This window comes from Acidobacteriota bacterium (genome assembly GCA_040754075.1).
GTDB lineage: Bacteria > Acidobacteriota > Blastocatellia > UBA7656 > UBA7656 > JBFMDH01.
Genome location: JBFMDH010000020.1, coordinates 113,232 through 127,737, shown reverse-complemented (window position 1 = coordinate 127,737; position 14,506 = coordinate 113,232). Strand labels below are relative to the sequence as shown.

The 14,506-nt window shown below is 48.2% G+C and carries 11 protein-coding genes; 4 read left to right on the top strand and 7 right to left on the bottom strand.

Annotation, left to right across the window (positions count from 1 at the left end; genetic code table 11):
• Window positions 1-192 precede the first annotated feature (192 nt).
• The 4 genes from AB1757_20325 (at window position 193) to AB1757_20310 (ending at window position 4,902) form a co-directional block, all read left to right on the top strand.
• Window positions 193-1,197: a transposase family protein gene (locus AB1757_20325; GenBank protein ID MEW6129398.1), complete on the top strand. Its 1,005-nt coding sequence runs from the start codon at window positions 193-195 to the stop codon at window positions 1,195-1,197.
• 294 nt (window positions 1,198-1,491) lie between these two features.
• A complete protein-coding gene (locus AB1757_20320; protein MEW6129397.1) occupies window positions 1,492-2,271 on the top strand; it encodes a tetratricopeptide repeat protein in 780 nt (259 codons plus the stop codon).
• Between the two features lie 96 nt (window positions 2,272-2,367).
• A complete protein-coding gene (locus AB1757_20315) occupies window positions 2,368-3,471 on the top strand; it encodes a metal-dependent hydrolase (GenBank protein ID MEW6129396.1) in 1,104 nt (367 codons plus the stop codon).
• A gap of 198 nt (window positions 3,472-3,669) precedes the next feature.
• The gene (locus AB1757_20310; protein MEW6129395.1) at window positions 3,670-4,902 is read left to right on the top strand and encodes a hypothetical protein; all 1,233 of its coding nucleotides are present in this window, start codon (window positions 3,670-3,672) and stop codon (window positions 4,900-4,902) included.
• 117 nt (window positions 4,903-5,019) lie between these two features.
• Here the strand turns inward: AB1757_20310 and AB1757_20305 are convergent, their stop codons facing one another.
• From AB1757_20305 to AB1757_20275, 7 genes are all read right to left on the bottom strand, one after another.
• Complete coding sequence (locus AB1757_20305; GenBank protein ID MEW6129394.1) at window positions 5,020-5,520, bottom strand: hypothetical protein; 501 nt, start codon at window positions 5,518-5,520, stop codon at window positions 5,020-5,022.
• A 14-nt stretch (window positions 5,521-5,534) separates the two neighbouring features.
• On the bottom strand, window positions 5,535-7,445 hold the full coding sequence (locus tag AB1757_20300) for a hypothetical protein (protein MEW6129393.1): 1,911 nt from the start codon (window positions 7,443-7,445) through the stop codon (window positions 5,535-5,537).
• 780 nt (window positions 7,446-8,225) lie between these two features.
• Window positions 8,226-8,585 carry an AraC family transcriptional regulator gene (locus tag AB1757_20295; protein ID MEW6129392.1) on the bottom strand — a complete coding sequence of 120 codons (360 nt, stop codon included), beginning with the start codon at window positions 8,583-8,585 and terminating at the stop codon, window positions 8,226-8,228.
• Between the two features lie 423 nt (window positions 8,586-9,008).
• Entirely contained in the window at window positions 9,009-11,078 is a 2,070-nt protein-coding gene (locus AB1757_20290; protein MEW6129391.1) for an ATP-binding protein, read from the bottom strand.
• A 144-nt stretch (window positions 11,079-11,222) separates the two neighbouring features.
• Window positions 11,223-13,097 (bottom strand): gamma-glutamyltransferase family protein, encoded by a 1,875-nt coding sequence (locus tag AB1757_20285; GenBank protein ID MEW6129390.1) that lies wholly within the window; start codon window positions 13,095-13,097, stop codon window positions 11,223-11,225.
• 294 nt (window positions 13,098-13,391) lie between these two features.
• Window positions 13,392-13,610, bottom strand: a complete 219-nt coding sequence (locus tag AB1757_20280; protein MEW6129389.1) for a hypothetical protein — start codon at window positions 13,608-13,610, stop codon at window positions 13,392-13,394.
• Between the two features lie 268 nt (window positions 13,611-13,878).
• Window positions 13,879-14,493, bottom strand: coding sequence for a lytic transglycosylase domain-containing protein (locus AB1757_20275; protein MEW6129388.1), 615 nt, complete (start codon window positions 14,491-14,493; stop codon window positions 13,879-13,881).
• Between the last annotated feature and the right edge of the window lie 13 nt (window positions 14,494-14,506).

Below are 14,506 nucleotides of genomic sequence, written 5' to 3'. Positions count from 1 at the left end.
GTCGAACAAGCGTTGGTGAAATTTGCCAATGCCCCGAAGGAGATATTGGCATTGTTCGGCTTTGCCGCCTAAGCGTTTAGCCGTACACTCTTATTTCTCAGGAAAACATTTTCTTTAAAGCTATAGCATACATTAAACCTGTTGCGTAATAGAGGCTTGCAAAAGCCAGAGTGAATTTGAGAAAAATCAACGATGGACTTTTACAGCAAACTGGCTCACAAACCGAGAATCTTTTTATCTACTACAGGCATGACGATTCACGCCTTTCAGGAACTCATGCCGCAGTTTGAAGCCGCTTTTCTTAAACTTCAACAGCAACGCAAAAAACGCACGGTTCGTAGCAATTCTCAGCGGCAACGGCAAATCGGCGGCGGTCGCTCCTTCAATAACGACCTGGCCAATCAATTGTTGATGCTCTTGCTCTATTATCGCCTCTATCTCACCCAAGACTTTATGACGCTCTTCTTCCACGCCGCCAACAAAAGTCTCATCTGTCGCAACATTCAACTGATGAAAGCCGTTTTTGAAGCCGTGCTGCCGACTCCTGAACGAGCCAAAAAACGCATCCTCTCTTTAGCCAAAGCCGAACAGCAGCGCCGCAAAAAACGCATCGGCTCGATTGAAGAATTCAAACAGGCTTATCCTGAACTCACCTTTATCATTGATGGTGTCGAACAGCCCAAGCGCAAACCCAAAGATAAAGAGAAACGCAAGAGTGACTACTCCGGCAAGAAGAAACGTCACACTCGCAAGCAACTGCTGATCTCGACTCCCAACGGCATTATTGTTGACCAAAGCCCGAGTTGCGGCGGACGCACCCACGATTTTCAAGCTTTCAAAGCGGATCAGGACAAGCGCCAACCCTGCAAAGAATTCACAGAACACCGCGTCAGTCTCTACGGCGATAGTGGTTTTCAAGGCATGCAAGAGATCGACTTGGGTGTTGAAGTTCGCCTAATTCAAAGAGCGCGACGAAATCATCCTTTGACTCGCGAGGAGAAAAAGCTCAACCAGTTGCGTTCGAGTACGCGAGTGAAAGTCGAGCATACCATCGGGCGGCGCAAGAAGTATCGCATCGCCGCCGAAGAATATCGCAATCGCGATGGGGATTACGACCAGACGATGAATATCGTCGCCGGACTGGTCAATCTGCGAGCCTACGAAAGAGTCTTTCAAACAACCGGAGTTCAAATGTAGAAAGCAACCAAAATGAACTCTTTAACGCCAAGTCGTGACTCTGCTTCTCACGATTTATTACGCAACAGGTTTATTCATTGAACCCGAAACAGATAAGGCATTGCGTGAAAAGTTGCAGTCACAATAAAGAAATTGAAAAACCGGAAACTGACGTTCCGGTGAGGATTTTGAAAACGCCTGGGCTTTCTTGACAATCGCCCGTCGGGGTCGTTATTTTGAAGGTTCTTTTCAATTAAGCGAAAGTCCACTAAGACAGGCGCTTGGTTACTCAGTAGTTTCAGGAGGCGTATTATTTTGGCAAGCACAGCAAGAAAAACGAAAATTGCTCATAAGGATTTAAAGTACAAGCACGATCCGATGATTCGGCTTTATGAGCGCACTCAGGATTGGTTACAGGATAAAACCCGCCCTGTGTTAATCGCAGTTGGGGTTATCGTCGGCATCATCGCTCTTTATCTTCTCGGCAGTTGGTTTTTCTCCAGCCGCGACACCAAGGCGCAGGCGGCATTCGCGCAAGCCTTTGAAAAATTTAAAGCGCCGGTTATCGACCCGACCGGCGTGACTTCACAAACCGGCGTCTATTACACGGACGAAAATCAGAAATGGCAGGAATCTGCGCAAGCCTTTGAACAACTGGCAAGTGATTATTCAGGCACCTTCGGAGCCGTCGCCAATTATTACGCGGGCGTTTCCTATCTGCGCATCAATCGCGACAAAGGCGTTGAATTGTTAAAGAAAGCGGTTGATAAAAACGAACAACCGACAACGGATCTGGCGCAATTGGCGCTTGCTGAAAATGCCGTGGTCGTCGGCGATACGCAAACCGCGATTTCGATTTATGAGAAGTTGCTTAAATCGACCAACGTTCCTGCACAGACTGTGCAGACGGGGCTGGGTCGCGCTTATGAAAAAGCCGGTGACACGGAAAAGGCTGTGGCAGCCTATTATGAGGCAGCAAAGATCAGCCGCGTGACCACCAGCGGTTCAGAAGCTGAAAAACGCCTTTCAGCTCTTGCGCCGGATAAAATTAAAGAACTCCCAGCGCCTAACCCGTTGGCTAATGCAATTCCTTAACATCAGTAGCCGGTAATCGGTAGTCGGTAGTCGGTTAAACCTTATTAAGCGCCAACAACCGACTACCAGCTAATGGCTACCGATGACTGATTTACAATGGAAAATTTCACGCATACACTCTTTGGGCTTACCTTAGCCAAAGCGGGTCTTGAACGCGCTACCCCACTTGCGACGACGACACTTCTGATCGCTTCCAATATGCCCGATATTGATTTTCTCATGCGCTTTCGCGGCACATTCGAGGATTTGGAAACTCATCGTGGCATCACCCATTCTTTCACAGGCGTTGCGGCGCTTGCCGCCTTCTTAACTTTAATTCTGGTCTTTCTCGACAAACGCTTTCGCTTGCGCCATGACCCGTTCAGAAGACCGATTAAACCGCTGAGAATTTTCTGGCTGGCTTATCTGGGCGGATTGCTGCACATCTTTCTCGATTATACGAACAATTACGGCGTGCGCCCGCTTTTGCCGTTCAGCGACCGCTGGTTTTACGGCGATTTCATTTTCGTGGTTGATCCGTGGATTTGGTTGATTCTGGGTTCCGCGCTGGTGTGGCTGACGACCAATAGCTCGGCAAGAATTTTCATCTGGCTGGCAATTGGCATCCTGCTCTCGCTCATCATGGGGTTTGCCTTGCAGGAACCGTCTGCGAGATTTCCGCTGACGATTTCCCTGACGATTCGCATTATCTGGTTTGCGGGACTCTTGATTATTTTATTCGGCGCGATTCGTCGTTGGGGCGAAAGGGGTGAACGCCTGGCGCGCTATTCACTGCTGGCGCTGGGCATTTATTATTTGTCGATGTTTATGGCGCACAACACAGCAGTCGAACAGACGCGCAATAATCTGCCAGCCGAAGGGGTCACATCGGTTGCCGCCTGGCCTACACCCGCAAACCCTTATGTGTGGAATGCCGTAGCCGCAACCACAGAGACGACCTATTCCTGTTATATCAATCTCAACGGCGGCAAATCGGAATGGGTGGAAGCGCCCATACTCAAACCCGAACTCATTAACGCGCTCAGGAATAATTCGCGCACCCGGACATTTATGAATTTTGCCCGTTACACGGTTGCCGGCGTCGAAGAAACCGAACAAGGCTACACCGTGAATCTGCGCGATGTGCGCTTTGATTTGAAACTGCGCGCCGTGATTGACCACGACCTGCAAGTCAAAGCCGCCGACTTGAAATGGTTTTAAGATTTAAACAGGGATAGGCAGGATAAACAGGATGGCAAAATCGAAACAGTAAATAGTCGAAAATGAAATGAGGTTTTTAGGGATTTATTCCGCGACTTTTATCTTGTAAATCCTGTCATCCCGGTTAAGGTTTCTCGGCAAAAGCCATCCCCATCTTAATATTGCCCCGCAAATTAATCGCAAATAAAATGGAGTTCCATGAACGATGTACAGACCATCAGACCCGGTTATCTGCCTTACGCGCTAACGGCTGCCGTTGCTCTGACTGCAGGCTCAACGCTGCTCGGTAACGGGTTGATCTGGTCATCTATCATTTGTTGGGCGATGGTTCCGCTGGTTGTTTTAGTGGCTTTGTTTGACCGCATCGAATTTGATGGCAATACCATCACTCACAAAGGCGCGTTAGCTTGGTCGCTTGCCGTGCTTTTTAGAATTCGCCGACAACTTTCGGTCGAGAATATCGAAGCCATCACTACGGAAACCATCACCTTCGGATTTTCCGATGGCGACAGTCGCGTCACTTATCACACGCGGGTGAGCGGCGCGGGCTTTGAAGTGTTGCTGCGTTCGCATCGCTCGACCTTTATTCCGTTTATCAAAGCGTTATTCAAAGCGACCGGCACACAAAAGCTCGACCCGCGTTCCTTTGAACTGTTTGAATACCTGGAAACCGGCGCGACGATTAAAAATTTTCCGTTGCTCAAACAGGAAATCGAAAGCATGCCGACTTCGTTGCTCAGGCGTTTTGGCAACGCTCTAAGACTTGCAGGCAAACTCTCGCAAGCCGCCAGCTATTTCAATCTCGCTTATGAAAAAGAGCCGCGCAATCCTGCCTTGCTGTACGAAATGTCGCGCTTTCTGCGCTCGAACGCGCAACGCGACCAGAAAATGATTCAGCGTTCGGATGCCTGTTTGCGCCTTGCTTCAAAACTGGCGCAGACCGAACCCGATTTGCTTGAGCGCATCGGTGAAGTCTTTTTCGAGCGATTGGATTACAAACGCGCCTCGGAATGTTTTCGTCGCGTTCTGGAATTTGACCCGTCGCGCTTTCGCGCCAATGTCGGACTTGCCGAGATCGCTTTGCGTGATGGCAAACTCGCCCATGTCGCGCATTTTTACAATGCCGCTTCGGCAAGCCATGACACGGCGCTTTCTAAAGTCGCCCAGCGTGAAGCGCGTTACTATCAACGACTGATTGGCGATGATGAATTTTTAGAGCGCGAGTTAAACCGCATACGCTTTCTCAATCACTTGCGTTGGGCGCGCAGACTTGCGGCGCTGACGTTTTTGCTGGTGTGGATGATCGCCAGCGTTTTCGGGCGCTGGTCATTCGTTATTCAATATTATGGCTGGTCGCTGATGGCGATGACGGCGCTTGTCTGGTCAGCCTGTACCTTGACGCTTAGATTTTATGCAAAACACCGTGGTTGAATTATGGGGGTCGGGTCGTGTTTCAAAAATGGTGAGAAGAAAAATAGAATGAGAACTAAATCACGCCTCGTTGAACATCGAAAATAAAGTGTACCCAGACATCAGGTTTCCAGTATATTAATCGAAGGACTTTTGGAGTCCTACCCAGCTTCGTGTAACGAATCCGTCATTGATTTCTACGGTTTGGGGAAATGTCGTCAAATTAATTTGCCCTCTTAGCTGACCTTCATAATCCATCAGATAGATGAACTTTGGAGCGGATGATAATTCAAATGAAGCTACTTTATTGGCGCTTTCTGAAAAAACTCCCAACACTTTGACATACGGCTTTGCTTCAACAACTTGATTAAGCGGCTCAACTTGTTGTTCACAAGCGCCACAACCAACAGTCAAAAAAGCAATCAAGCATTTGCCAGTTGCCGGAATAACAAAGCTTTCCCCATTCGGGCGTTTCAACTGAAGCCCAGATAGATTTGTACCGTTTGGTATTTCTGGCTTAGGCTTTTCAGGGATGGTTCGAGTTTTACTGTAGAGTACGGTGTTATAGACCATTAAACCCAGGGACGTGCTAATCATTATCCACGCGAGGGCGTTTTTAATATCGTTCTTGCTTGGCATCTTTTGACTTCCCCTTATTGAGAAGTATTTGCCGACTTCTCCTTTTTCGCTTTTGCGAAGAGCAAGATTCCGGCGCACACTTCGTATTTTGCGTTTGCTTGGAGAGGTTTGTCTTCAAGGTAATCGGCAATCAATAACACTCGGTCAATATCTATTGATGATAATTTCCTGAACGCTGAAAGGTCATATGGCTTCTTATACTGATTCGGGTCATCAAATACGGTTCTTGAAAACCGCCACGCGGAATCAAATTTCACGATGGCTACTTCGGCAATCGCGTGTCCCCATTTGCTCGCCGGCTGGTCTTGATGCTTGCTGACGGATTTAACCGCATTGCTGAGAACCTCAAAAGCTCTGATTGAATCGAACTCCGAATATAAACTGGCAATGCCAAATAAAAAGTGTGAGTGAGTTGCTGATAGTCCGACATTCTCGTTGGTCAGTCGCGCAGCTTCATCCAAAGCCTGATGCGCCAGAAACGAATCTTTTTTTGCTGCAACCTGTCCCAATTGCATATATAACTTCACCCTCAGCGTCAGGGATGAGACGCTTGATATATCAAGATATATCGGAAGCAGTTCGGTAGCCTTGCTCAACTCAAAGGACATCCGTTTATACCTCATTTCATCAAGCAACTCATTCTTGAGATTTATATCGGCAATTCGGGAAATGAATTTGAACGCTGCTTCAAGTTTCGCCTGGGTGATGTAGGTAGAGGCAATAGAAGCGTAAGCCAGGTCGCGTTCTTTTTCATCAGCAGATTTATAGGCAATATCCTCAAGTTTTGAAACTTGCTGTTCCAATGATTGCGGGGCGAAGGGGACTTGCTCAACCGCGCTCCGTTCATTAGCGGGCAAATGTTTCATGCCCTCCGCGACCCATAATTCGATTTGTGGATGCATTGCCGGTTGAAATGTCGCATACAAAGGCAAGCTATCTTTAACCATCCTCAAAATATCTGGTGATTTTGCAGCTAAAGATGATTGTGGACAGTTGATGAGCGCGCTCACCGCCAGCAAATAGGTTTCAATGATTGGTTGCTTATCCAAAGGAGGAGATTCTTGCCCGATGCGGATGCCAAACAGGGGTTTTAAGCCAAAGTTTAAGGCACCTACTTCGGCACCCGATGGCATAACTTGCACAATTCGCGAAGCCTTAAAATAAAGATTAGAGGCGACATCTGCCTGATTCTCTTTTAATCTGATCAAGGCTGTAATGAATGGAACACTCAGACAGTAGTTGAGCGATTGAGATAACAATTGCCTGGCTTCATCAAGCTTTCCGCCCGCGATTTTTTCATGCGCTGCCTGCGTCAATATATCTGCGGCGATTTGCCGTCGCATTGAAGGTTTGGTTCCCCAAGTCTCTTCTGCGACTACGGGCGCTTCGTCTTCAGCCTTATCGTCATTCGGTTTAGTTTTGAGGTTGCGCAAACGCTCCAATTCTTTCACAAACCAGCTTCTAAGTGAGGGATCGCATTTACAGCCGGTGTCAGCCACCCGAATGGTTAATTCTTGGATTTTTGATGAATCAGCTTGCTTCTGTCTATCTGGATTGGCAATCTCTTCCGCTATATCCGTCAGACTTTTTTTGAGTACTTCAACGGCTTTGGGTTTATTGCCATAATCACAAACCAAGGCGGCGATGTCAGCTTTCATATGGGCGGCTTCTAATTTGTCTTCAATCTCTTTGGAATTAGCCAGCCCATCAAGAATATAAAAGACTCTTTCCAGCAACTTCTTTTCAGCCGACTTTTGCTCTTGAATAACGTCAATTGGTTTGTCTTCCGCCGCGCCTTGTTTAGGAGAAGAAGCTTTATCTTTGGTGGCTTGAGAAGTCTCTTGCTTCTGCCATGCCAACCCTAAGCTTTGAAGCAAGCTGATAAGCAGAATAGTTGAAAGAATTTTGCAGCAGAACGCTTTCATACAACTCCTTGAAAACCGCCCAACTTGCGTTGTTTGTGGAAAGCTACGTAGCGAGAAAAACGATGAACGACTCACACAATATTCGCCAATCAAGCGAACTTAATTTTTCTTTACTCCTCATCACCGCCTTGCTTATAGCAATGACTGGTATCGTTGTGGTAAGTGCAAGTGCCGCTTCCTTCACTTTGAAGTGAACAACACCAGGTACGCCCGTCACTTCTAGGTGTACAGGATTCTGACTGGCACCCTGCCCCAGCAACAACCTGAGTGAATATTAAAGAAAAAATGAACGCTGTTACAGCGATTGAGAATTTCAAATTAGTCTTCATAAATGCTCCTTGCAACTAAGCTCAAACTCAAGAATTTGAACTTGTAGATAGCACGCCTTATGATGTGCTTCACCTTCGGCATTTGCTTGAAGTAACTACTCCAAATCTCCTCCGCATCCTCCACTATCCTGACGACAATAAACATTGTCATTGTGGTAAGTGCAAGAGGTACTGTCGCTATTTTCAGACTGCAAAACGCAACACCAACATTGTCGATCACTTCTAGCTCCACAACTTTCCAAAGGACAAGCCGCTCCTTTTGTACTTTGTGTGAAGGTCATCAGGATTGAGGAAAGCAACAGAATTAGGGAAAGAACGAATTTCAGTTTGTCTTTCATGGATTATCCTCCTTCAAGGTTGATAGATTGAATCAACTTATCCTTGCCAAACAATATTGAACTTGCCCACACTCTACTGCGAATAGCGTTTGCAAGACAATAGGCGAAAGCGACTATTTATTGGCGATTTTGACTTTTCTTTGGTCGCTTGTAGATTTGCAGGAAGCCCGATGGCAACCGGGTGAACAACCGAACAAACTTTTGAAGTCGCGCGTGAAACGGCTTTCGTCATTGATGCCAACTTTACACATCACTTGTTTGGTTGTGAGAAAAGAGGTTTCTAAAAGTTCTCTTGCGGCTTCCATCCTAAGCCGCCTGATATAGTGGTAGATACTTTCGCCGGTTTCATTTTTGAATAAATGACGCAATCGTGAAGAAGATAAATTGACGTGATGAGCGATTTCATCCACTGAAAGTTGTTGATGGATATTCTCGCTGATGTAATCTATCGCTGCCGCGATTCGTTTATCCATGGTTTCTACCTTCTCCACTAAAAATGCTCGTGAGATTTTAATTTTCTTTACCCCGCTCTCCTTCACCGACAAATGACGGTGAAGCCAACGAAAGATGGTTGAAGCCAACGAAAGATGGTTGAAGCCAACGAAAGATGGTTGAAGCCAACGAAAGATGGTTGAAGCCAACGAAAGATGGTTGAAGCCAACGAAAGATGGTTGAAGCCGACTCACATCAGCTTTCGTAATTTATTTTGTTTTTGACAGTCTTGCAACTGGCTTTGCAAAGCTGCTCACTGAATTTCCGCTCAGAGCCAATGAATTCACCTGGCTCAAGGGGTGCAAGAGGAAAACTGTAAAATTTTTCTGACAGCCAGGATTATACTTAATCTCTTTTTGATGTCAAAACCATACTTAATCATCGCAGAAAAGGTTCGTGATTTTTTATTCAACCGGTACGCGCAAGCGAAACTCGGTGCCGTGATTATCCATAACCGGGCTGAGGAGTTCAACAGCGCCACCGAGTTCGACAATACGGCGTTGCACGATGGCAAGCCCTAATCCGGTGCCGCGTGATTTCGTCGTATAAAATGGCTCGAAGACGCGCTGCTGCTCTTCTATAGAAATGCCGGAACCGGTATCGCGAATGCTGATGGCTAATTGCTTTTTATTTTTCCCATTCGTTGGGTTGTCGCTTGCGAGTTTCGCTTCTACCGTAACCGCCCCGCCTGATTCGGTCGCTTGAATCGCATTCAATATCAGGTTGCCGATGACTTCACGAAGCGCAGCGGCTTGCGTACCACTGAGCAACTGTTCGTCTGCAACCTGCGCGGTTAAATTAACGCCGCGCTCATGGGCTTCTTTGCTAAACAGCGCAACTGTTGCGCTGATGAGTTCCGTAAGCGATACGGGTTCAGTGTCGGCGCGTCCTGGTCTTGCGAACGATAATAACTGCGAAACCGTGTGATTGAGGCGGTCAATTTCGCTGACGATGATTTGCAAATCGCGATCATAATTTTTCAATTCGTCTTCTTCGCGCATCACCTGGGCGATGGATTTAATCGATGAGAGCGGATTTTTCACCTCGTGCGCGATGGTCGTTGCCATCTGTCCAAGGGTTGCCAGGCGTTCACGGTTTGCCAGTTCGCGCTCAAGGCGAATCTTTTCTTCAATCAATAACCCGGTTTCAACTTCAACCGCGACCTGCCCCGCCAGCACATCGAGCAGGGCACGTTTTTCCGAAGTCAGGGTGTGCGGCTCGGCGGCGATAGCGAGAAGCCCTATCAGATTGCCTTCGCGTTTTAGCGCATAAACCGCATTGGCTTTGAGCGCCGCAACGTCTTCGTCATTTTCAACAAAATCGCTTTGCCATTCCTGCATTTTGGTAGCAAGTCTTTGTTCCGGGCTGTCGGCTGCGGCTTTCTCAATCACAAAAATTTTTACGTCGGTGAGTTCAAGCCCGCGCCGAATGGTTTCTTCAACATAATGCAAAAGCGATGAGAGTTCTCCGAACCCTTCCGCGCCTCTAGTGACCTGTCGCACGACATCACGATAAAGCTCAATCTCCTGGGTAAAAAGCCCGCGCACGGTTCGATCCATGAAACGCACAAAAGGTCCCGCAAGGGCAAAGATGCCTAGAATCAAAATCGCTTCGATCACATAACCCGGACGGTTGTAGCGTTCGACAAGAAATTGTCCCAACTGACGAATGCCGTAAACATAAATCACGATAAAAACCACCGCCGATGAAGCGTAAACGATGCTGTCTTTGATGGCGATGTCGATGATTTTGTAGCGATAGATGTGATAGGCAACCAGGAATGTCGGAAGCAGCGAGAGCAACATATACGACACCCAGAAGATGTCGCCCGGTTCAACCCGACGAATGCCGACGGCGATAAATTCAAACGCCCCGTTGAAAACGAACTGCACGGCGAGGCGTTTAAAAAACTGGCGTTCGCGAGTCGCCCGTTCATCGAGTTTTCGGGCAATCACCCAATCAATCGCTGCGCACGTCCACAGCGTCAGCAGATACCAGATGGAATAAGGGAGCAACAGTTTGCGGAGTTTGATTAAGAAGGGGTCATACGCGCCTTTGTTTACCAGGTAAATCGCCAGCGGCAAAAACAGCATCGGCAGGTAAACCAGAATGGCAGACCATCGCACCTGCCGCGCGGTAATTTTTTTGTAGTTATCGATGAGCGCGTAAAAAGCGATGTGCGCGTGAAGGAGCGCCGCAGGCAAAAGCGCTACGCCGGTCATCGTCAGGGTGTTCCAGATGCGAAGCCCTTCGGGGAAGGTATTGCGCCCGAGCAGCAATTCGTGAAGCGTGATTGACAGGTTGCCGACAAACCAGATGCTTAAACAAATGCCGAGAACCACGAAGGTGCGTTCATATTGGGTGAGGGTTTGCTTTGACCCTAAACGTCTTTTCCAAATCAACCAGGTGATGTAAACATGCAACGCCGCGCCTGTTGCAAACCCGACCAATTTGAGAATAGAAAGAAAAGACATAATCGGTAGCCGGTGGTCAGTAGTCGGTAGTTGGTAGTTGGTTCGCTATGAAAAAATCTGGTTACTATAAAAGCCGTAATAGTACAGCTTTTGGACAAACACAAATTTTTACTGGCTACCGGCTACTGACTACCGACTACCGAATTACCAGGCAATTGCATAACGCCCGCGTCGCGGGTCGGCTCCGGCTTCGATGACGTTGGCATCCAGACGGAACATCACCACGGTTGGCGCAGAGGCATTTGCCCACGCGCCCACGGCTTCGACTTGGTGACCGCGTGCTTGCAGGTTCACTAAAATTTCTTTGCTGATGCGGTCTTCGAGTTTGAGTTGTCCCGGATTGAAGCGATGGTCATCGAACGAACTCACCAGATGCAGGCTTTGAAAGCGCGGCGCTTCGACGGCTTCCTGCACATTCATGCCAAATTCGATGATGTTCAATAACACTTGTAGAAGCGTCTGGTCTTGGTTGTCACCTCCCGGCGTTGATAACGCCAGGAAAGGTTTTCCGTCTTTCATCACCAGCGTTGGCGTGAGCGTAATGCGCGGGCGTTTACCCGGCTCCAAAACATTGGGATGCCCGGCTTCGAGTAAAAACGATTGCATTCGCTGTCCCATCAACACGCCCGTATCGCCAGCGATAACCGCCGGAAGCCACGCCCCCGATGGCGTCGCTGAAAAGACATTGCCATCTTTATCAATCACATTCACACAAGTGGTATCGTTGGCGCGTTCGGCTTCCGGCACTTTCGATTCGCCTGTCAGTTGTGGTTGCGGGCTGTTGAGTAGCGGCGCTTTATTCACAGGGTCGCCGGGGCGCTGTTCCATCGAAGCCTTACCAGCATCAATCAAATTGCGCCTGAGCGTCGCATAGTCTTTCGATAACAACGCTTCGGCGGGAACTTTGACAAAATCGGGGTCGCCATAAAATTTATCGCGGTCGGCAAATCCCAGTTTCATCGCTTCAACCAAAGTATGAATATAATCGGGCGAATTGTGTTTGTGGGCGCGGAGGTCAAAGCCTTCGAGAATGTTCAAGGTTTCAAGCATCGCAGGACCTTGCGCCCAGAATCCGGTTTTATAAATTTCATAACCGCGATAGCTGGTTTTTGTTGGCTGTTCGACTTTGGCATGGAAGGCTGCGAAATCAGCGGCGCGAATCAAGCCGCCCTGCTTTTCTGAAAAATCCGAAATCCGTTTGGCAATCGCGCCTTTGTAGAAATAGTCACGCGCCGCCATCAAACTACTATGTCTGCCTTTGGTTTTTACGCGCTCACCGGCAGCAACAATCGCCCGCAAAGTTTTGGCGAGGTCTGGTTGCGAAAATATCTCGCCCACTTTCGGTACGCGACCATTCGGCAGAAAAATTTTTCTGCTGGTTTCCCAACGTTCAAAAATTTTGCGCGTGCGTTCGATGTAACTCACTCTGAGTTCATCAATCGGAAACCCATCGGCGAGTTCGATTGCCGGTTGCATCACCTCTGCAAGCGACTTGGTGCCGAAGCGGTCAAGCGCGACAATCGCCGCGTCGAGTACGGCTGGAACGGTTGCCGGTAAAATTCCCGATGAGGGAATCACGCCGGGTTGTGCGCCGCCGTCGTTGATAGAAACGTATTCCGGCGCGCCGCGATAAACCGGACACTCTTCACGCTCACCGCGCTTTTGTCGTTCGATAAAAAACTCGCGGGTTGCCAGTTTCGGTGCGGTGCCCTGCCCATTGATAACCGCCGGCGCTCCTTTTGACGGTTTAATAATAATCGGCACTTCACCACCAAATGAAAAATGCGAAAACTCAATCACCGAGGCGGCAAGCATCGCCGCGCATCCTGCATCAATGGCATTGCCGCCTTGTTGCAAAAGACGCATCCCGGCTTCTGCGGATAGCGGCTGACCGGCAGCAACTGCACCGCGTTTGCCACGCACCACCGGACGAAAAGTTTCCGCTTCGGGAGTAATCGTCGAAGCGAAAAAGACGGCAAGCATCAATACAAAACTTACGAAACTCGCAAGGGTTTTCATGGCACGCTCCTTTGTTGACGTGAAGTGATACTGGCAAGTTTCTGTCTTCGATGGGTGATTGTCAACGCGAGAAACTGATTGGTGCGGTTGGCGTTGGTTGTACGCGAGGGACTGGTTTCAAGCAGTCGAAAGATAAAGGCGATGAGGGTTTCACAATAACGAAAATTTTTGATTCAAACGCCCGACAGATTTTAATTTTGAGATTCTTGCAGTATGGAATGAAGCGCGGGTGATTGCAGACGCTGACCGGGCATATAGATTAAGTGAAAAGATGATAGCGGGCATTGAGTTCAATCAACCCGGTAATTCCAGGTCTTCGAGAATCAATTTAGCGATGCGTTCGCGGTCTTCGCGACGGCGAATATAACGTCGCCGGTCAGTGCCTTCGGTATCAATCCAGGTCACATTGTCGATAACAATCAATGTGCCGAGGGTATAGCGCATAGACCTGCGGCGTTCTTCTAAACGACGGTCTGAGGAAACCCGTCTTTCAGTTCCATCCCACTGGGGCATAAGTACCTTCACTATTTCACTGCAAATCAGTGAAACCGGTTAAACCTGAAAAGTTTGGGGGCAAACCGGCAATTGATAAATCGTTTTGGGAGTTGCTCAGCCTGACGGGCTGATTTTGCTTGGATTTAGTTTTTGATAAATCTGAAAACCTCTGTGCAACCGGAATTTTTATCAATCACCGTAACTTTTCATTTGAGGAAAAGGGCAAACGTCGGAAGTTTTTCAGAAGATTGAGGAAAAAATCTCACTGCCTATTCGGATAGATGAGTTATTTAAACGCCTTGGCTTGTTTATAGTTGCTGTAGCGTTCGATGATCTTTTTTACATAATTGCGGGTGACCGGAAATTCAATCCGTTCGATGAAATCTGTCTGCGAGAGTTTGGTAAGCTCCGCGTCATTTGCCCAGCGGTCAACATTCGAGGGACCGGCATTGTATGCCGCAAGCGCCACCGCAAGGGTTGCCGATTTATTGCGGTAGCGATTCAGCAGATTTTGCAGATACCAGCAACCGATGTGCATATTGATTTGCGGATTGATGAGCGCTTTTTCAAGTTGCGGGTCGCGCTGATTTTTATACTGGTCGGTAATGTTGGAAAGCGCGTCTGAGAGGTTGCGCGAATGGGTCGAATCAATCCATTCCTGAACCGCTATCGAGGTGACCTGCATCAGACCTATGGCATTTTGCGAACTGCGGGCTTCGGCATCGAAAAACGACTCTTCGTAAATTACCGCTTTGACGAGTTCGGGTTCGAGTTGATATTTCGGAGAGATTTCGGCAATCAGTTTGTCATAACGATGGGTGCGATAATAAAAAAGGCTGAAAGCCACAGCGATTGCAATGACTATCAGCACAACCAGAGCGATCAATATTTTGCGAAACATCGTGGGGCGTACT

Excerpts from the sequence above, each read along its gene's own strand:
- AB1757_20315 (MEW6129396.1), top strand. The coding sequence starts at position 2,368 with ATGGAAAATTTCACGCATACACTCTTTGGGCTTACCTTAGCCAAAGCG.
- AB1757_20275 (MEW6129388.1), bottom strand. The coding sequence starts at position 14,493 with ATGTTTCGCAAAATATTGATCGCTCTGGTTGTGCTGATAGTCATTGCA.
- AB1757_20310 (MEW6129395.1), top strand. The coding sequence starts at position 3,670 with ATGAACGATGTACAGACCATCAGACCCGGTTATCTGCCTTACGCGCTA.
- AB1757_20300 (MEW6129393.1), bottom strand. The coding sequence starts at position 7,445 with ATGAAAGCGTTCTGCTGCAAAATTCTTTCAACTATTCTGCTTATCAGC.
- AB1757_20290 (MEW6129391.1), bottom strand. The coding sequence starts at position 11,078 with ATGTCTTTTCTTTCTATTCTCAAATTGGTCGGGTTTGCAACAGGCGCG.
- AB1757_20285 (MEW6129390.1), bottom strand. The coding sequence starts at position 13,097 with ATGAAAACCCTTGCGAGTTTCGTAAGTTTTGTATTGATGCTTGCCGTC.
- AB1757_20280 (MEW6129389.1), bottom strand. The coding sequence starts at position 13,610 with ATGCCCCAGTGGGATGGAACTGAAAGACGGGTTTCCTCAGACCGTCGT.
- AB1757_20295 (MEW6129392.1), bottom strand. The coding sequence starts at position 8,585 with ATGGATAAACGAATCGCGGCAGCGATAGATTACATCAGCGAGAATATC.
- AB1757_20305 (MEW6129394.1), bottom strand. The coding sequence starts at position 5,520 with ATGCCAAGCAAGAACGATATTAAAAACGCCCTCGCGTGGATAATGATT.
- AB1757_20325 (MEW6129398.1), top strand. The coding sequence starts at position 193 with ATGGACTTTTACAGCAAACTGGCTCACAAACCGAGAATCTTTTTATCT.